The following is a 19,679-nucleotide window of genomic DNA, read 5'->3' as shown; positions in this document are numbered from 1 at the left end:
ACTAAATAATGCTTTTACGTGAGCGGAAATGGTTAAAGCTATCTTGGCTGTAGGCCGCCTTAATCCGTTTTAACGCGGCGTAATTATGGTCGAAGTACACATCAGTGGGGATAGCCTTATCTTTGAAGCTGATAAAGGCGCCCGAGGTGTTGGGGATGTCATAATTTCGGCTGGCATCAATCCAATCGAGTGCACGATTGATGCGAGTAAACACTTGGCTATCCTGCAATTGTTGTTTCTCTTGCAGCGCGTTATTCCACCAAGTTTGATATTGAATCGTGTATTGTCTGTCCTTGTAGGGGAAGGCGCTGCGGCTCTTTTGCTCTTCGCCCATAGTGCGATAATAATCACCCGCAATGGCGCAAAGGGTGACATAGGTAAATAGCCCCAATTGGCGATTACCTTCAAGCACATAGCGAGAAGTTAAGCTTTCAAGCAGTGGCTTATAACCGTCCCTCAGTCCCGTTTGATTCACTAAGCGCGAGGTGACTTTATGGGGCGCGGGCTCATCCAAATCGGGTGGCGTCGGTGAGCGGTTTATGCCTTGTAAGTCCGCTTGCAGATGATGAAAAGATTCCCTTTCCCAATTGGCCATTAAGTTTTCACCGTAGGCTTTGGTGAGTCCGCCCATACCCTCGATGCGTATATCATTGGGCACTAGGTCAAACTCATTAAATTGTGTCTGGATAAAGTGATTCAGACTGGCTGAATTGCCTTCCCAAAAGCCATACATCAAGCAGTTATGCTTAATCGACTCTGTGTCTATGTCAGGCGTTTTGTGTTGTTCTGCGGGTAAATGTTTGGCATTTATCTTGAGATTAGTACCAATCAAACAGCCTGTGCTGTCGGCATTAATGATGGCTTCCCAGCGCTGTAAAATGTCTTTGGTTGGGGTGTGCTCAATGAGTTCTTGGGTTTGTTTATCATAGCAATTCCACTCTAATTCAAACTTGAGCAGGCAAGGCGGTAGTGGAAAGGTTTGCACAAAAAAGCGGGTCACTATGCCGTAACTTAATCCGCCGCCACCCTTGAGCGCCCAGAGTAACTCTGGTTTATTGGCAACCGAGACGACTTGGGTTTCACCAATGCCGAGGACAATTTCTGCTTGTAATAGGGATTCGCAGCACATGCCGTATTTGCGGGTCCAAGGTCCTGAGCCGCCGCCCATAATAAATCCCGCTAAGGCAACGTTGCCACTGGTGCCATGGGGGATCATCACGCCTTTTTTTGCAAGGGCAGTGGTGAGATTGATAAAGCGATTGCCTGGGCCAATGGCCGCAATACCTGTGATGGGATCTAAAGTGAGGCTATCCATCTTCAGCAGATCCAACACTATGGTATTGGTCTCAGTGCTTTCACCTTCGTGATCATTCCCACCCGAGCGCACGCTGATCGGCAAGTTATAATCGATAGCCGCTTTATAGGCGATTTTGACTTCTTCAGTGGAAGTGCATTTGATGATCGCCAGAGGCTTTTTTTGCAACCTGCGGTTGAACAGCTGGCAAGCTTGTTGGTAGGCAATCATTTGCTTACCCGTGCTGACCGAGAATTGCTGTTCACTATAATAATGGCCAGCGGTAATAATATTGTCGGCCGGAATGTGTGCGCGAACTTCATTGATGAAATTAACAAAGTTTTTGGCTTGAGTGATCACTAAGTTTTCACTGATCCGCACTTCTGCACTTAATTCTTCTTCGGTCGATTGCATAATCAAACAATCCCGTTCGAGTTCATTCGCGACGGTCACTTTAATGTTCGAGCGATAGGCCGTCAGCGATTTAAATACTTCAATATTGAGGGTGATATCCGCTTGATTGCTCGCCGCGTAATTAACGACATAATTAAAATTAGGCCAAGTGTTATAGTCACACTCAATAATATAGGCTCGGCGTTCGTGGGGCGGAATAATCTTAGGCAGTTGTTGATTATAGGCGTTGCTATCCGCGGTGGTTTTTATGAATTGATATTCAGTATCATTAAATATGACCAGCAGCACTTTTTGTCTTTGAAGTGGGATAACGTTTTCATCACGAAAATTATATACATCTTGATGCTGATAAATATAAAGGTTATTTTCGGTAATCGATTTTTGTTGCGCCGGATTACGATAATAGTCGACGATTTCGGTTCGGGTTAATAATCGATTGAGTAAAGTGATGCCAAATATTTCACCATCGAAATGAGTGTCGCGGTGATTGGGTAATGACACGTTTTCAATTAAAAACTCATTGTCAGCAACCAGTGACAGGTTATTGAGTTGTGTATGGGTAATTTCACCATCCACATAACAATTTATTTCATGGTATTCATGGCAGATAGACAATAAGTGCCACTGGCCATCGTTGAGTCCACCTAAGGTTGAAATTGCCTCAACCCGCAGCAAGGTGGTATTAATCACGCATTCAATATGCCCCAGTGAATTAATATCCACCGCGAAATAGGTATCTTCTCGATCGGTTTTATAATGGAACACACGCCCACCTGCGCTGGTTTTTACCCAACACTGGTAAGTAAATATGGCAAGGGGTGACGTGTTCACGGGTAAGCTTTTTTCAATCACTGCCCGTATATTTCTTGATGCCTCAAGCTTATTCATATTCGTGCGTCCTTTCGTGTGCTTTGCGTGTTTTACCTCAGTGCGCTAAAGCGCAACTGGGGTAATTCATCCCGTGGTTAATCCATCGCGGGTAACTAAGTCGCGGATAACTATGTTTTGGGTAAATCAGTCGCTAATTAATGGGGATTAAAGCGACGTATTGATCCTGTCACGGCCATCGGCTTTGGCGCGATACAATGCGGTATCGGCGGCGCACAGCATGGCGAGTGAGGTACGGAATTGGCCATTGATTTCACTCGCAATTCCTTGGCTCGCGCTCACAGAGACATAATCGCGCAGGCCTTGCTCAGTAAAGCGCAGTTCATTAATCCCTTGCTGCACTTTTTGGGCAATCGTCAGTGCCATTTTGGCATTGTGGCTTGGCAGAATTAGCGCGAATTCTTCACCGCCGTAACGCGCTGCCAGGCCAATGTCTATTGGCACTATGTCAGCAATCACTTTGGCAATCTTACGTAGGCATTCGTCGCCTTGGATATGGCCGAATTGGTCGTTGAACACTTTGAAATAATCCACATCGATAATCACCACGCTGATAGGGCGCAGCTTACCTGTGCATTCTTCCCAATAGTGATGCAGCATTTCGTCGAAGTATCGGCGGTTCGCCAGCCCAGTCAGTGAATCCGTGGCGGCCAATTTACGTAGCTTTTGATTCTCCGCTTTGTGCTGCGTTAAATCGTGCATCATCATCACGAACAGAGGTTCATGGCTGGGGATGTAGGAAATGGAGAGTTCGACATCTTTTGCTTTGCCTGAGGCGGTAATGAGGGTGATTTCTTCGGCGCAGTGCTGCACTGGAATGCCGCAGTTTTTGCCTAGTTTAATATCATTGCTCAGCAGATTGTCGTAGCGAGCTTGATGGTGCTCTGTCAAAAAGTTACGCCAATCTTGTCCCTTCAAACTGGCCTGAGGGCATGTCAGTAAGTCAGCACCTTTGCTATTGCTAAAGTAAATGTAACCTTGGGCATTGACGATAATCACAGGCTCAGTTAGATGCTGAATAAACTGTTGAATCGTTTCAATCGAGGCATGCTCGAAGAAGGTTAACGGCAATGCGGGCTCGACCAAGCCTTGCTGCGCAGTACACTGTAAGCCATTGTCTTCACCCACAAGTGATAATGGATGTTGTGAGCGAGTCTGTTTAGGTGAGCTTGTCATTGTTATCATTCTCCGTGAACCTAATGTCATCTGCGCTAAGCGCTTTTCTGATGATGACTTTATTCTCAGCAAAGAAAAGATACCTTCTGCTTACCTTCCGATTTAATATATTGTTTATAAAGGTTTTAAATTTACTCTTCTCACGGTAAATACTCAGGTTTAGCTGAAACGTGCGAGGTTTTTGGGCATGGCTAAGTTGAAAGAGTGGCACTCATGAGTGGATTTTTGGCTATTAAGCGGCAAGCGCAAAGGATGTTAGTGTCGAAATTTAACCGCAGATAAACAGTGGAAACGGCTCGTTCACCCTAAAGGTTGATTTGGATGCAGAGCTTCGCTACTTGATTTTCCTCTACACCATTTACCACCTTGCTGAAGTTTAAAAGCGCACATCGCATCCCAACGACCACTGATGCCACTGTATTGGCGGCGAAAATCTTTAGCAGAGCTGAGCCAAGCATCTGATGCAATCCCTAACTCATTGAGCAGTTTTGGTCGCTGATTATCGATAAAGCCTTTTTTATCATGGCGAATGGCGCGGCCAGTCCAATCGATAAGTTCCAGATAATCCGCAAAATGAAAAGGGATGCCCGTTTGTTGACTAGAGTGTGTTGCCGCATCGAACTTGGCGAGAGATTGGTTTATCGTTTGAGGCTGATTTTTTGCGGATTGGACTGGTGCTTGCGGTGAGATGATGATGTTATTTACCTGCTTGAGTGCACTAATTCTTTCTTGAATCGAGGTGAAATCAGAAGATTGTAAAGAGTCGGCAATCCCTGCTCGAATAGGGTTTAAATCCACGTACATCATGCAGGCTAGTAAGGCTTGCTCATCTAGCAAAGCTTGGGATTTGAAACGGCCTTCCCAGAACGCGCCTTTACACTCATCTTCACGATTCGCTTTACGGGCAATTTCTTCGTTCAGGCAGCGCATAAACCAAGATATGCTGGATAAACGTTCATGCCATTCGGTAATTAACCCATCGAGCAGCATGCGTTCACCGTCAATTAAGGCTTCACCATTCATATACTTAGTTGCGACAGTATGGCCTTTAGTTATTTGACACCACCGGCTGATAACCTCTTTTGGGCTTAAGGTTTTTGCTTCCTCAACATCAATTTTAAGTACTAAATGGTAATGGTTGTTCATCACTACATAGGCGCAAATGTCGATACAAAAGATGGTGGATAATGCTTTGATTTTATCGACAATCCAGCCACGTCTATGCTCATAACTGCGGCCTGTGAGTTTATCCTCACCGCACAGAAAAGCCCTTCTAACACAGCGATTTATCACATGATAGAAGGGCGTTGTATTGGCATCGATAATCATTCTTCTGGCCGAGGTCATGACTCGCTCCAAACAGACAAGGTGAAGATAATCTAAAGACTAGTAGAAGAGGGGACAAAGCACAAAAAGACATGGCTGTCCCCGCTTTTGCTGCTTATCTCGAAAAGATATGGCTGTCCCCGCTTTTTTTACGGGATTTAGCGTCACTAGCAACCAAAGACAGTGCTGTTATGGGAATACGGAGGATAAGCGGATGTCTTGTGAGAAATGCTCTGCCGTAGCAGCAGAGCATTTATAACTCATTTCAGGAGGCACTTATCTCGAAAAGATATGGCTGTCCCCGCTTTTTCATCAGGAGGCACTTATCTCGAAAAGATATGGCTGTCCCCGCTTTTTCATCAGGAGGCACTTATCTCGAAAAGATATGGCGGTCCTGAGAAAAATCCTTTAATCACGATCATTAATGATTTGTGGATCAGGGCTAAGTAACAGTAAAGTATTGTTAGTATTAGTGAGTACAAACTGAAACTTAGTTGTACCAGAAGTGTGGTCAAGGTCGATCATCTGCAATATCGCGCCATCACTGCTTAGGGTCAAAGCATCTATAATGCCATCAAAGGGGGTTAAAAAGCCTGCGCCTACGAATTTAAGTCCCTTACCAGTTTGGTCATCGAGTAGGTAAGTGATAGTGCTAGCAGCAGTAATAGTCACATCACCTGGGCATTCACTTCCTTCTGCATTTGTATAAGTGAACACAGGTTCACCATTTTCAAGAGCCACCGTGACTTTAACATAATGAGCTTGTCCATAATTGTCTGACATCTGTTATTTCCTTTGTGTGTTGTTAAAATTTAATACTTTGTATTCCTGCATGTTTTAGTCTATTTACGAGTTCTTGATCTCGATCCAGTTCCCCTAAACAGTCAAGCGCTCTACTATAAGGTTGTAAATATTGGGGATCTCTATCTTTATTCTGAATTTGCATGAGTCGATTCTTTGCTCGCATGCAGTTCTGTTGCATGGCTTTTATATCATGTTGTTGATTGAATAATTGAGCATTTAGTAGTTCCACTTCTGCCATGCTGGCATGATATTTAAATTCATATGGAGCGTCATTGATCAATGTTGTAAGTAAAGCTTTTGCTTCTTCTATTAGATCCCAGCTTTTCTGGTACTGCCCAGTAAGCTGGTAATATTGAGCGGCATTTTTTAGCAGCATAGCTTTCAGTGGGCCGTATCTACGACTGGAAGAAAAAGCAGCCTTTTCTTTTGAAAGTTCAGCTTGCAAAGTTACAGGTGTATAAGTACAACGAGGATCTTTAAGAGTAGCGTTAAGCAACATTAGTTGGAACTTGAGGTAATACAGTTTTGTTTTCCATGCGGAATTTTCGGGATCTAAAGCTACAGCCTGCTGCATTAGGCTTTCTCCCTGCAATGCATTATCAAAAGCTTGCTGAGTAAGGTTTTGATATCCCAATAAATCAGAACTATTTCTCAAACTGCTTGCCAGTCTGTCTAATAGATATCCATCCACACTATTTATTTTCCTTATTGCTTCTAACCCAACCTGCAGCTGCTTATGTATTGTGATTGCAGAATTTAAGTCACCCTGAGAGAGGGCTGCACTCGCTAACCAAGATCTCGTATCCGCCACATCCGCAATGAGCTGACTATCCTCAGGTGCTTTGGCCAAGGCGAGCAATTTTAGCCTTAGCGACTCTTCAAAATCCTGCCGTGCTTGAGTAAATTCTTGCTGCTTCATTGAAACCGAGCCCAAAGTATTATGGGCGTAAGATAGCTCCATGAGCGCATCTTTATCTTCGGGCGCAAGGGCGTACATGGTTTGGCTGTATTTTAAGTATTGCTCGTAAAAAGGGCGTGACGCCGCCCAATCACTGACATCATACTTAAGCTGCCCTAACCAAAAGGCATTGGCACCTAGAGTTTTTAGTAGGGCTAAGTTTTCAGGCTGCACACTCAAGAGTGGCAGCATTTTTTCTTGCGCTGCGAGTAATGCGCTGCGAGCTTCATCGATTTTATTGCGCGAATATGCCACTTCGCCCATGGCCTCTAAGGTTTGGCCGTGTTGGAAGCGGGCGTCAAAACTTAAGTGTGCATCATCTTCTGTATTGGAAAAATCACTGAAATATTCCAGTGCTTTATTGCTGATCCCGTCGAGTAAGTCCATTCGGCCGATGCCGCGCATCTTGTCGGCGAAGTCGCCTACCATGAAACCGAGCAAATCTTCGGCGGCGAGGCGTTTTTGCAGGGCGAGTTTTTCAGCTTCTATGCTGCGCACACTCATGATAATGGAGGTGAGGGTGAGGATGCATAACAGGGTAACGGTTAAGCGCCTCGTCCAGCGCAACATATTGGCGCGTTTGGTGGAGGCTGTGATAAAGGCGGTTTCGGGATCGTCTAAATCGAATAACGGATTTTGGCTGAGGCTTTGGGCTTCTTTTAAAGGTTTACCTTCAGCGAGTAGATAGGCGCTGTGTTTGGCTTCGCTGAGCCAGCGTGTTGAAAGATGCTGTAGGCGACTCTTAATGCTCAAACTGTCGCTATGTTCGCTAATCCAAGCCGTCGCCCGTGGCCAACGGCGCAGCAGGGCTTCGTGGGCGATGCTAAAACAGGGTTCACCATTTTGCAGATGCGACACGAATAAGCGGCTATCGACCATGGCTTGCACTAGGGCAGTTTCGGCGGTGCTTTGCAGCTGCGACCAGCGGGCGGTGCGGCTGGTGATGGACTTTTCATCTTCGCGCAGGGTGACTAGCAGGGATAAAATCCGTGGCAGACTGGCTTTTTCGGCATCGCTTAAATGGGAGATCGCTTGCTCTGCATTTTTACCAATCGCCCCTTCAATACCGCCAAGGGCATGATAAACCGAGACTAATAACTTATCGTCGGCGCTGCGCTGTAAATACAAGGCTTGCAGCGTGTATTGCAACATGGGCAGTGCATCTGGGTTACTGGCGGCGTCGCTGCAGAGCATTTCATCGAGCGGCATCGCGGTTTCGCTGTCAACTTCCCAGCTTAAGTTGGCGGCCACCGCAGGCAGGCGGATCATTTGTAATAGCTCAGTGCGTGTTGGCGGCGCTAAGTCAAAGTGGGCGCCGCGGGCTTTACCCGCCATTAAGCTTGGGTAGCCCACAAGTAAAGGATAAAAATCGTTGCGACAGGCACTGATGATAATCACGGCTTTTGAGGTGGCGAGTTGTTCCAATAATTCTATGAACTGAGTTCGTTCGGTATCGCTAAATAGTGGTGATGAGAGCAACACTTCTAATCGGTCGATAAACAAGGCAAAAAACGGATTGGAAAAGGGTTTAGCCTTGAGCGCTTGGGTACACTGATTGATCACGCTTTGGATATCTTCGATAAGTTGAATCGCCAGAGTCTCAGCGCTCATGCCTTCGAATACTGGGATGTCGTTGATTTCCCAGTCGAGCATAGCGCTGGCAAGATCGGTTAACAGTTGCCCTTTACTCACATCGGCAAAATCTAAGCTGCTGAATGACGCGACACCAATGCCGTTATAGCCGCCGCCCTTCATTAAATTGGGCACAACACCGGCATTTATCAGGGAGGATTTACCGCTGCCACTTGGGCCTAAAACCAGACAGAAGGCACGACCATAGATGATTTGCTGGCTGATACGGTTAAGCAAAGTGCTGATTTGTTCACTGCGACCAAAAAACACCTCGGCATAGTTAGCGCTATAGGCTTGCAGACCCGGAAAGGGCGAGCCGCCTTGCCAACTTTGCGGGCTGGCGGTGGCTTCGTGGCCGATAGGAAAACGCACTTCGGCTAAGGTGCGATAGCCGCGTTTGCGTATGGTTTCTATATAGATGGGATCAGTGGCGCTATCGCCTAATGCTCTACGTAACTGATTGATAATTTTATGTAGTGGGTTGTCGCCAGTATCAACACCCGGCCAGCAGTGGCTGACTATTTCATCACTGCTGACGACTTCGCCCGCCCGTTGACAGAGAAACAGCAGCACATCCATCGCCTTGGGCTCAAGTTGTTTGACTTGTTTGCCAAGAAGCAGACTATTGGCGCTGGGATTGATTTGCCATTCACCAAAGAAAAATGTGCTGTCACTCATAACGATGTCCATTTATTGAGTATTGGCTAGCGTACTGTGGGAAACGTACCGTTAGTTACCACTCTTATAGTTATATTTTTGTTGTGTTTTTATGGTAAATGTTGGGCTGTTGTCGGCCTAAGGTTTGATGTCAAAGCCTTGACATTATGCCTATTACATTTGTTATTTAAAAGGGGTAACCCTTGATAATCAATGTAAATTTTATCAGGGTGAGGTGTGGTAAATAGTCTTTAGCTTGTCATTTTTCTGTCAACAGTTTGTGCTTTGCGCTAGATGTTAAATAAGGTAATGGCTTTTAGGTGTAGATTGCAAAAGATCAACAATAAAAAGTGCCCGTGATTGGGCACTTTGTATTAGAGAGGAACTTAAGGCTAACAAGCCTGACTTATCAGCACGTTAAGCTAAGTATCTTAACGTTAGCCCCTTAACATTGGTTCCTTTGGATTAGCGCGTTAAGGTTAGTGCCTTGGCTTGATAGCTTAATCTGGCCATTTGACCTTGATCTTGCAGTTCTAACTCATTGAGTTCGAAGGGCGGCTGTAAACCCGAGGCTTGGATAAGCTTAGGATCTAACATCAGCTTTAACTTTGGTGACTCTGGGGTCAGCCAATTGGCCGCTTGGGTGCGTAGAATCGCTACCTTTTGACCTTTGGCATTGGTGCCGGTTAACGTGCCACTTAAGCCAAAACGTCCCGCCTCGGCGACCGATAACTCAAAGTTTATTTGGTTAGGCAAGCCTTTATCCCAAACCGTGAGTACTTCGGGCTTGATGCTCGCCGAATTGACATAGGACTTAAAGACAGACTTGACCGTGCGCTGCACCGGTCGGCCATCGACTTGGGTTTGCACTGTGATTTCAATTTCACTGAAACCTGCATTGCTGCTCGAAAGTGCGACGCCCGCGGGGATCTCCGCTTGCCATGCCTCCCCTTGTTTTACCATCGCCAGCGGTTGCATATTGCCATCGGCTTGTTTGAGTTTTGCCTGTGGCACAAAGGCGTTATCACTTTGGCTGAGTGCGAGTTCAAGCCCAAGGGTTTGCGCATCCGCCGCGATGGCTATGGGGGCTTTGACGCTCAGTTGATAGGGCGAGCCTTTTTCCTTCACATTGACTAAGTAGCTGGCGCTCGGTGTTAACGGCTGGCTGACCTGCAGGCGATATTCGCCCGGTGTGGCCTTCGCCGACATTTGCAGCGCACTGGAATCATCGGTTAACCCTGCGCTAGCCAAAGCATCGGCGTTGACCATTGATTTGACCAGTGACTCATTGGTGTTTATTCCACTGCTGTTGGCTGCTTTGCCTTGGGGTGACTGATTAGGGGTAACGCGCTGAATTTGCACGCGCTCAGGGGTAATGACCTCGGCGTGCATTAAGGCGCCAGAGCGGGTATCGCCCCGAGGTGCAATGCGCACTAAGCTCGACGCTTGGCTCATGGTGAGGCCCACGCCCGCATTAAGCTGTGCGCCTGTTACATTGACCCAATACTCGTCACTTTGGCTGGCTTGCTCCAGCTTAAGCATACTCGCTTGATACTCACCGTACAGCGGGGTGATAAAGCTAATGTAATCCGTACTGGTGTTGATGGGCGTGAGTGTTGGGCTGGCAATATTGCTATCGACTAAATCGGTATCGCTCGGCGCAGCTAAGGTTAATCCTTTGGCGTACATAGGGCTGGCATTGGTTTTGGGATCTATGGGTGTGGCTTCATCTTGGCAGGCTGCAAGCAGTCCGCTTAGCGCCAAGACACTGGCAAGTTTGCTGAGTGTGTGCATCTTAGTGCTCCTTAAATGTGGTTGCGGATCAGCGTGTCTAAATTGAAACACGTACGACGACTCTGCTGATGGCTTAAGGGCTCTTGGCCACGGGTCTTTTGTTTATCAGTAAACCAGACGGTGCCAGCCGCCTTTTGTGAGCTGCAATTTAAGAAGCCGTCGGAGCAGCTATCGAGCCAGTTTTGGGTGGTTTCGAGCGCGACTTGGTATTGATAACCCGCGCAGTAACTGTCGCTGTCCCAAATGGCGGAATCAACATCTGAGCCCACCACGACTTCGAAGGGTTTACCCAGCGATGGGCGACCCGCTGTGCCATTAAGCCAAGCGTTGTTGTAGTTTGCCATCCAACCGACTTGCTGTTGTTTCACCGCATTGCTGCCATAGCCTAAGAGCCAGCCTAAGCTGGTTTCGAACACATTACCTTGGTTCACCGCATCGGCCAGCGGCGTACCAGCACTGGAAGGCGCGATGGCGATAACCTTTGAGGTGGAGTTGATCACTGCAGGATAACGGCTGTCCCACGTTGGGTTAGATAAAATCCACCGCACTACGTTGCCACCATTGGAGTGGGTCAGCAGAATTAAGTCGTCGATATTTTTGGCTTGGATAAAGCTATTGAGCTGCGTGGCCAGACAACCTGCGGCGCTTTCTTCCCACATATATTGGTCAAAGTCGCAGTTGATCACTGTGTAATTGTTTGGCACTGGGATGCCTTGGCGCACTGAGTTAACAAATTCGGGCGTCCAGTAATCGGCTAAGGCATTGGTCTGGTGACCCGTACCGTGGATAAAGGCAACTCCGGTTGCAGCGAGTGTCGCTGGGCTGACAGCTAACAGACCCAAGAGCATGAGGGCTTTTTTGATCTTCATGGGTATATCTCGTGTTGTTGGTCTTGTTGATAGTGGCCGCGCAGTCCGTTGTGACTGTTTAGGGCAAATCGGTTAATGCTAAGGATTTGCCGTAATTTAGCGTTAAATCGGCTGACATGGATCGGGTTATATGCGCCATAGGCGCGGGTTACTCACTTTGGGTAGAACATGATTTAAGGCCTGAATACGACGGGATAGGGTGAATGCGCTAGTTTAGGTTGGCAGTCAATGTGATTGCCGTAACTTAGCCATTATCAACAGGACTTAACTCAAGCTTCTTAACCTAGACGTAACATTTTTAGCTGGCAAGTAAAAAATCACCATATAATTGAATAGCATGGCAGCATTTTAAAGCATGCGTTTTAATATCAATATCGAGGGTGATAAGGTGATGATAAGCAATGACTAATAAATGGTACTGTGTTTTATAGTGTTTGAAATCATGGCTCAATTACGCAAAAGAATTTTCTGTGACATTGGCTTTGTGTTTGAGTTAATCGGTTTATCGTTCTGTATATAAAGGTTTTTTGGATAAATTCGCTAAACTTAGCCACTCGCTTTGTGAGATCGACATCAGCTTAGTGCATTTACAGCGTAAACCGATTAGGCTGAGCTGAGTTAACGTAGTATCAATGTGATAAATACAAATTGGGTAGTTTTTACAGGGATAAGGGAGAATAAGTTTGGCGATAGAACATAATGAGATGGTGAGCTGCTTAAGTGGATTGCAATGCCGCACTAACTTCAGCATAAAAAACATTACCGAATACATGCTCCCAGACACCAAAGAGGCGTTCTATTTACACCTCGACGGTAAATCACCGAACTTGATTATTCGGCCCGCATTTGAGGTTTTTTCTGGCGAACTCGTCACCATTGCAGGCGTGCATGCCAAATACGATTATTTCCACAATGCGGAGATGACTCGTTTTCCAAAGCGTTTGCATAAGAGTCTCACCGAAACCCACTATGGACTTGCCTTTAGCTTTGACACAGTCGAAGCCGTGCAGCAATTTGTCAGCCGTTTAGGTGCCATAGTCAAAGGTGCATAAATTTTAGTCTTGACGCTTTAGGGTTAAATTCCTCAATACCAATGAAAATGAGGAATTTAACTGCTGCCTTTTTACGCGGCGTTTCAGTATATTCATCAATAGATGAATTTTGCTGGAGCCTGCCATGTCGCTTATTCCCGGTCGTCCTAGGGGCGTCGTTCCATTTAGCGCCCAACCTGAATCGCCGCCCATTCTCGGTCGTCCGAAGGGAAATTCAGACGCGCGTCAACGCTTAATAACCGCTGCCTTAAGTCTCTTTAGTCATCGCAGTTATCCTACTGTGTCTACCCGTGAAATCGCCCGCGAAGCCGAGGTCGATGCCGCGCTTATCCGTTACTATTTTGGTTCGAAAGCGGGTTTGTTCGAACAAATGGTGCGGGAAACCCTTGAGCCCGTATTAACCCGCTTACGCGAAATATCTGCAGCTGAGGCGCCGAATAATGTCGGCGAAATCATGCAGACCTACTATCGCGTTATGGCGCCCAACCCTGGCTTGCCACGGCTGATTATACGGGTATTGCAGGAGGGCGATGGCTCGGAACCCTATCGAATTATCTTGTCTGTATTTGAGCAAGTGTTAACCCTGTCGCGGCAATGGCTCGAATCCACGTTAGTTAATTCGGGATTATTAAAAGAGGGTGTCGACCCCGATTTAGCACGGCTAAGTTTTGTGAGTCTTATGGTATTTCCGCTTATTGCCCCGCCCGTATTAATGCGTCAGTTCGGCTTTTTTGATGCCGATGCTGCGCTTTTGCAGCGCTTAGCTCTGCACAATATGCAGGTTTTTACGCAGGGACTGTTATGTGAACCAAGGAGCCAGTCATGAGCTCAACGAAAGGTTTAACGATGTTGAATGACCAAGATTTTAGTCGCAATCGTTTCAGTAAAAACAACTCAAGTAACAAAAGTTTAAGTAACAGCAGTTTAAGTAGCAGCAAGTTAAGCAACAGCAAGTTAAGAAACAATAAGTTAACTAATCAAACCGCATTAGCTAAAAGAGTCGCGACAGGTGTCGTTTTAGGCTGTTTGCTGCTGCAGTTAGCGGCTTGCACTCAAGAGTCGCCGAGCGTCCTTGGCACAGTCGAGCGTGACAGACTGACACTGACCGCGCCCGTGGGTGAGTTAATTACTCAGGTAAATGTGGTTGAAGGTCAGCAGGTTAAGGCGGGCGAAGTGCTACTCACACTCGATTCGACCTCGGCCAATGCGCGCCTTGCCCTGCGTCAAGCCGAGCTTGAACAGGCCAAGGCTAAACTTTCTGAGGCGGTGACTGGCGCGCGTTTAGAAGATATCGAACGCGCCAAGGCCGTGCTCGACGGGGCAAATGCCAGCGTGAAGGAAGCGAAGCGTGCCTTTGAGCGCACTAACCGTTTGTATGCCACGAAAGTGCTGAGCCAAGCGGATTTAGATACCGCCCGTGCGGCGCGGGATACCAGTTTAGCCAAGCAAGCCGAGGCGGAGCAAAGCCTGCGCCTACTAGAAAATGGCACCCGTAGTGAGCAGCTAGAACAAGCCAAAGCCGCGGTGGCCGCCGCCAGCGCCAGTGTCGCCATCGAACAAAAAGCCTTAGCCGACTTGAGTTTAGTGGCGGCGCGTGACGCCGTTGTCGATACCCTACCTTGGCGAGTAGGCGATCGTATTGCTGCGGGTACTCAGTTGATTGGTTTGTTGGCGAGTGAGGATCCCTTTGTACGGGTTTACCTGCCCGCGACTTGGTTAGACAGAGTGAAGGCGGGCGATAAGGTCAATATCCGAGTGGATGGCCGCGAAATGCCGATTGCTGGCACAGTGCGTAATATCCGCAGTCAGCCCGCTTATACGCCGTTTTATGCGCTGAATGAGCGTGACCGAGCACGGTTGATGTATCTGACAGATATTACGATTTCTGCCGAGGGGCAGGATTTACCGACGGGCATGGCATTAGCCGTGGAGCTGCCATGAGCCACACCGACTTTGCTATCGAGACCCAAGGCATGACCCGCGCCTTTGGCGGCGTCAATGCGGTGGCAGACCTCGATCTCGCCATTCCCAAGGGCACTATTTATGGATTTCTTGGCCCCAATGGCTGCGGAAAGTCCACTTCAATTCGCATGTTGACTGGGCTGCTAAGTCCAACATCGGGGGAAATCCGCGTCTTGGGTGAAACCTTACCCGGCGCCGAGGAAAAACTGCGTCGCCGTATCGGCTATATGACGCAAAAATTCTCCCTGTACGACAATCTTTCGGTGCGGGAAAACTTAGAGTTTGTCGCGCAAATTTATGGTCTAAATCGCCGAGCCTCAAAGCTGCGGATAGCCGAGTTAGTCACGCTGTACGATTTAGTCGGCCGCGAGAAACAAATGGCGGGCTCCATGAGTGGCGGCCAGAAGCAGCGTTTGGCCTTAGCGGCGGCGACCTTGCATCACCCCGAATTGTTATTTCTCGACGAGCCGACATCGGCGGTCGACCCCGAGAATCGACGTGAGTTTTGGGAGCGCTTATTTGATCTCTGCGCCCAAGGCACCACGATTCTTGTGTCGACTCACTATATGGATGAAGCCGAGCGTTGCCACGGTCTGGCGATTTTAGAGCGGGGGATAAAACGCGCCGACGGTTCACCCCAGCAGCTGATGGCGGCGATGGGCGCTCGGGTGGTTGAAATTTCAGGGGATGATTTACGTAATTTAAAGCAATCATTGATCAGCGAGTCCGCGGTATTGTCGGCGGCGCAAATTGGCAGTCGTTTAAGGGTGTTAGTGCGTAGCGATATTGAAGATCCGCTCGCTTGGCTTAAACCTCGAGTTGCCAGCCGGACGATGGAAGAAGTGCGCGCTAGCCTAGAGGATGTGTTTGTCACTTGCACCGGCGAGCGTTTGGCTGGGGTGTCCAAGGGAGCAACTAACCATGTGGCGTAGAATTTTTGCAGTTGTCGTCAAAGAGTTGCGGCAATTGTCACGGGATCGTATGACCTTTGGCATGATAGTCATGATCCCGCTAGTGCAACTGATGTTGTTTGGTTATGCCATCAATACCGATGCGCGCCATCTGCCCGCGGGGCTGGTGAATTTGAGCGATTCTGCCTACAGCCGCTCATTGGTGCAGGCGGTAGAAGCGACGCAGGTGGTCGATTTCAAACAGCGTTATTTAAGTGCAGCCGAGGCAGAAGCGGCGATCACTCGCGGCGAAGTTAAAGCTGTGCTGTATTTGCCCGCCGATCTCGATGAGCGCTTAGTGCGTCACCCAAGCTTTGTGGGTCAGCAATATTTAGCTCAGCCTTATTTATCACAACCTGTCGGCCAATGGCTGGTGGACGGTTCTGATACGGTTGTCGCCTCAACCATTCGTAGCCTTAGGCAAATGCCGCTGGATGCAGTCGCAGGGAGAGTGCAAAAAGCCGTGATGCCGAGTTTTGAAGTGGTGCAATATTTCAACCCTGAGCAGCGCTCTGTGGTCAATATCGTACCCGGCCTGCTGGGCGTGATTTTGACTATGACCATGGTGATGTTCACCTCTGCCGCCATAGTGCGCGAGCGCGAGCAGGGCAATATGGAGTTTTTGATCACTACACCAGTACGGCCGCTGGAGTTGATGCTGGGTAAAATCGTGCCCTATGTGATCGTCGGCTTTGTGCAAGTGACCATTATCCTGAGCGCAGGGCATTTGTTGTTTGATGTGCCGATTCGTGGCGGGCTTGATTCCATCGCCCTTGCCGCTATGTTGTTCATTTGCGCTAGTTTAACTCTAGGATTAGTGATTTCGACCATAGCGAAAACCCAGTTGCAATCGATGCAAATGACGGTATTTATCCTGCTGCCATCGATTCTCTTGTCGGGGTTTATGTTCCCCTATGAGGCCATGCCCATCGCGGCGCAGTGGATTGCCGAAGCCTTACCCGCAACCCACTTTATGCGCATGTCACGGGCCATAGTGCTACGCGATGCTCAAGTGATGGATCTGCAATTTGATGCCCTGTGGATGATAGGTTTTACCTGTGTCGGGCTATTTATCGCCAGTATGAGATTCTCTAAGCGTCTAGATTAATATTGTTAACAGCATGCTGATAGCCGCATGACAGGCTATCAGCGACTGGGAATGAGGTTGTGCTAGCTTGGGCTGTGAATTATGATGCCGTTTTCCAAATCTAGGGTGAAACGGAGTTCAATTGGATATTCAATGGAAGCCAAAAACTTGGCTCGCAGTATTATTAGGTATATTTTTTCAGCCGTTTGTATTTTTATACGTTAATCAATTTAAATATTTTATTCGATATTGTATTGTTGCGCTGATTATAGCGGCCGTGGATGTATTTTTACACTCAAATTATTTCCCATTTAAATCGGGGAATATGGCTTGGCTTCAACATATTTACCTCTCTTGGTTATTTATTGTTATTTGTCCCATTCACGGGTTTATGATCGCCCATCGTTACGATATTACTCAACCCCGCCGCTGGTATGCTCGTTGGTGGATAGTGTTAGCAAGTTACGCTTTGATGATGTTGCCGCAGATTGTGTTACGAGGTTTTTTCTTTGAGCCTTTTAGTATTCCGGCCTCTTCCATGAAGCCGACGTTAGCGCCCGGCAATCATGTGTTGGTGAGCAAATATGGTTTTGGTAACTATCGATATCTAGGTTTTCAACTGGCTAAGTCGACGCCATCGGTCACACCCGCAAGAGGGGATATATTGGTATTTCAATACCCTGCAAACCCGAAAATTGACTATGTTAAACGTGTCATTGGTTTACCCGGCGATAGGATTATCTATCGTGATAAAACCATTTTTGTGCAGAAAGCCTGTGATGTATCGAGGGAAGCGTGTGCAGAATTGGACTCACAATACGAACGTATCGATAAAAATTTATTACCCGAGTTGAGCACTGAGACTCAAGCCGTTTACCAAGAGTCGCTGGATGACATTCACTATCAGGTATTATTACTCCGCCATCAGAAAGAACTGGTTGATCGCTATTATGTGCAGGAAAACACATTAAGGGGTGAATGGTTAGTTCCCGCTGGTCAGTATTTCGTCTTAGGTGATAACAGAGACAATAGCTTAGATAGTCGATATTTTGGGTTTATTCCTCAAGACTTGATTATTGGTAAAGTGATATATATTTGGTAAGGCTGAGTGCTGATGGGGATAACCTAATACGGGCTTATTGGTGTTATCCCTAATCAAACTGTTGCAAAGCATTTTAGCCAGAGGCTTTATTAACCTCTAGTGCCAAAATAGGTTGAATGTGTATTTTGAGATCCAATTAATAATCCAGAGTTTGATATAGCGCAAACTATAGATAAACAGTCGCGCTAAGCCATTGAAATCGATATTGCTTAATTAGGATATCCCTTACACTACCGCTAGGGCCATTGCCGCCATCATGCTTAGGGAAGGGAATTCATTATGCCTGCAATCATTTGTCATAGCGCGCTCGAAGCCGTTGCATTAATTCAAAGTGGCGAGACGCTGTGGACGCATTCCATGGGCGCCACGCCGCGTATCTTGCTCGATGCGTTGGCGCAGCACGCACTCACTAAAGACAATCTCACCTTATTACAATTACATACCGAAGGCGCTGAATCCTTAAGCCATCCGAGTTTACAGGGACATTTACGCCATCGGTGTTTTTTCGGTGGTCTGCCGACGCGGGCATTATTGCAAAGTGGTGATGCGGATTATGTGCCGATTTTCCTGTCTGAAGTGCCTAAGTTGTTTCGCTCCGGCGAGCAAAAAATTGATACTGCGATTATCCAAGTATCGCCGCCCGATAAGCACGGCATGTGTTCCTTAGGGATCTCGGTCGAAGCCACGCTTGCGGCCTGTCAAGTGGCGGGCAAGATCATCGCCCATATTAATCCACAAATGCCACGCACCCACGGCGATGGGTTTATCCATATCGACCGTTTTGCCGCTGTGTATGAAGAAAGTGCGGCCTTGCCGATCCATTCTTTTGGTACGGGCGATGCCGTGAGTCTGGCGATTGGCAAAAATGTCGCCCAATTGGTACGCGATGGCGATTGCCTGCAGATGGGCATAGGCGCAATCCCCGATGCTGTTTTATCTTGCTTAACCGACCATAAGGATTTGGGCGTTCACACTGAGCTATTTTCTGACGGCATATTACAACTGGTTGAAAAGGGCGTGATTAACAACAGCAAGAAGCGATTTTATCCGGGGAAATTAGTCACAGGTTTTGCCCTGGGGAGTCAAAAGTTATACGACTATGTTGATGATAATCCGGCGGTTATTTTTATGGACATAGAGCAAGTCAACGACACGTCCATTATCCGTAAAAACCCCAATGTAATGGCAATTAACTCGGCGCTGCAGGTCGACCTTTCTGGCCAAGTGTGCGCCGATTCGATTGGCACTAAAATCTATTCCGGCGTCGGCGGCCAGATGGATTTCATCCGCGGTGCAGGGTTATCCGAAGGTGGGCGCTCTGTAATTGCGCTGCCCAGCACGGCTGCGGGCGGCACAATTTCTCGCATCGCAAGCGTGTTATCACCCGGCGCGGGTGTCGTTACCACTCGGGCCCATGTGCATTATATTGTGACCGAATACGGCGCCGCTAATCTACGCGGCCGCAGCCTGCGCGAACGGGCACAAGCGCTGATCGCCATCGCTCACCCAGATTTTAGGGAACAACTGAGTCGTGATGCCTTTGAGGTGTGGGGATTAAATCTATAGCATTGTAAATCTTGGTGTTATGGCTTGCTGCCGAGTTTGCAGTGGTGCAAGCTCGTTTGAGCGTAAAGGGTTGGTTTTAATACGTCGTTTAATCGCGGAAAAGAGTCATTCGTCTGTCCCGATATGGTATAAACTCTCGGCGGGTTTG

At 47.6% G+C, this 19,679-nt stretch carries 14 protein-coding genes; 7 read left to right on the top strand and 7 right to left on the bottom strand.

All coding sequences use genetic code 11. The annotated features are described in order from the left end of the window. Position 1: 1 nt before the first annotated feature. The 7 genes from Q4Q52_RS00170 to Q4Q52_RS00140 form a co-directional block, all read right to left on the bottom strand. Entirely contained in the window at positions 2 to 2,596 is a 2,595-nt protein-coding gene (locus tag Q4Q52_RS00170) for an FAD-binding protein (protein WP_311989554.1), read from the bottom strand. A 147-nt stretch (positions 2,597 to 2,743) separates the two neighbouring features. Next, positions 2,744 to 3,772, bottom strand: a complete 1,029-nt coding sequence (locus tag Q4Q52_RS00165) for a diguanylate cyclase (protein WP_012588094.1) — start codon at positions 3,770 to 3,772, stop codon at positions 2,744 to 2,746. Between the two features lie 300 nt (positions 3,773 to 4,072). Next, entirely contained in the window at positions 4,073 to 5,119 is a 1,047-nt protein-coding gene (locus tag Q4Q52_RS00160; protein ID WP_311989553.1) for a transposase, read from the bottom strand. A 387-nt stretch (positions 5,120 to 5,506) separates the two neighbouring features. Then, entirely contained in the window at positions 5,507 to 5,881 is a 375-nt protein-coding gene (locus tag Q4Q52_RS00155) for a DP-EP family protein (RefSeq protein ID WP_063883207.1), read from the bottom strand. Between the two features lie 22 nt (positions 5,882 to 5,903). Then, the gene (locus tag Q4Q52_RS00150) at positions 5,904 to 9,170 is read right to left on the bottom strand and encodes a winged helix-turn-helix domain-containing protein (protein ID WP_311989552.1); all 3,267 of its coding nucleotides are present in this window, start codon (positions 9,168 to 9,170) and stop codon (positions 5,904 to 5,906) included. Between the two features lie 444 nt (positions 9,171 to 9,614). Next, a complete protein-coding gene (locus Q4Q52_RS00145; protein WP_311989551.1) occupies positions 9,615 to 10,943 on the bottom strand; it encodes a DUF4785 domain-containing protein in 1,329 nt (442 codons plus the stop codon). Between the two features lie 11 nt (positions 10,944 to 10,954). Further along, complete coding sequence (locus Q4Q52_RS00140) at positions 10,955 to 11,812, bottom strand: hypothetical protein (protein WP_311989550.1); 858 nt, start codon at positions 11,810 to 11,812, stop codon at positions 10,955 to 10,957. A gap of 704 nt (positions 11,813 to 12,516) precedes the next feature. On the opposite strand from Q4Q52_RS00140, the gene Q4Q52_RS00135 reads away from it, so the two are divergent. The 7 genes from Q4Q52_RS00135 to Q4Q52_RS00105 all read left to right on the top strand — a co-directional run bounded on the left by Q4Q52_RS00135 (position 12,517) and on the right by Q4Q52_RS00105 (position 19,531). Further along, positions 12,517 to 12,864, top strand: coding sequence for a hypothetical protein (locus tag Q4Q52_RS00135; RefSeq protein WP_311989728.1), 348 nt, complete (start codon positions 12,517 to 12,519; stop codon positions 12,862 to 12,864). Between the two features lie 124 nt (positions 12,865 to 12,988). After that, on the top strand, positions 12,989 to 13,690 hold the full coding sequence (locus tag Q4Q52_RS00130; RefSeq protein ID WP_006085296.1) for a TetR/AcrR family transcriptional regulator: 702 nt from the start codon (positions 12,989 to 12,991) through the stop codon (positions 13,688 to 13,690). Beyond that, the gene (locus Q4Q52_RS00125; protein ID WP_311989549.1) at positions 13,687 to 14,805 is read left to right on the top strand and encodes an HlyD family efflux transporter periplasmic adaptor subunit; all 1,119 of its coding nucleotides are present in this window, start codon (positions 13,687 to 13,689) and stop codon (positions 14,803 to 14,805) included. The genes Q4Q52_RS00130 and Q4Q52_RS00125 overlap by 4 nt, the downstream gene beginning before the upstream one ends. Then, positions 14,802 to 15,758: an ABC transporter ATP-binding protein gene (locus Q4Q52_RS00120; RefSeq protein WP_311889210.1), complete on the top strand. Its 957-nt coding sequence runs from the start codon at positions 14,802 to 14,804 to the stop codon at positions 15,756 to 15,758. The genes Q4Q52_RS00125 and Q4Q52_RS00120 overlap by 4 nt, the downstream gene beginning before the upstream one ends. Continuing rightward, entirely contained in the window at positions 15,748 to 16,884 is a 1,137-nt protein-coding gene (locus Q4Q52_RS00115; RefSeq protein WP_311989548.1) for an ABC transporter permease, read from the top strand. Before Q4Q52_RS00120 ends, Q4Q52_RS00115 begins: the two co-directional genes overlap by 11 nt. A gap of 304 nt (positions 16,885 to 17,188) precedes the next feature. Next, a complete protein-coding gene (lepB, locus tag Q4Q52_RS00110) occupies positions 17,189 to 17,965 on the top strand; it encodes a signal peptidase I (protein ID WP_311889206.1) in 777 nt (258 codons plus the stop codon). Between the two features lie 279 nt (positions 17,966 to 18,244). Next, on the top strand, positions 18,245 to 19,531 hold the full coding sequence (locus Q4Q52_RS00105) for an acetyl-CoA hydrolase/transferase C-terminal domain-containing protein (protein ID WP_311989547.1): 1,287 nt from the start codon (positions 18,245 to 18,247) through the stop codon (positions 19,529 to 19,531). The last annotated feature ends 148 nt before the right edge of the window (positions 19,532 to 19,679 follow it).

It is taken from the genome of Shewanella sp. SP1S2-4, assembly GCF_031932075.1.
In the GTDB taxonomy this organism is placed as follows: domain Bacteria; phylum Pseudomonadota; class Gammaproteobacteria; order Enterobacterales; family Shewanellaceae; genus Shewanella; species Shewanella baltica.
Note: the sequence above shows the minus strand (reverse complement) of the source record. Positions and strands in the feature narration are given on the sequence as shown.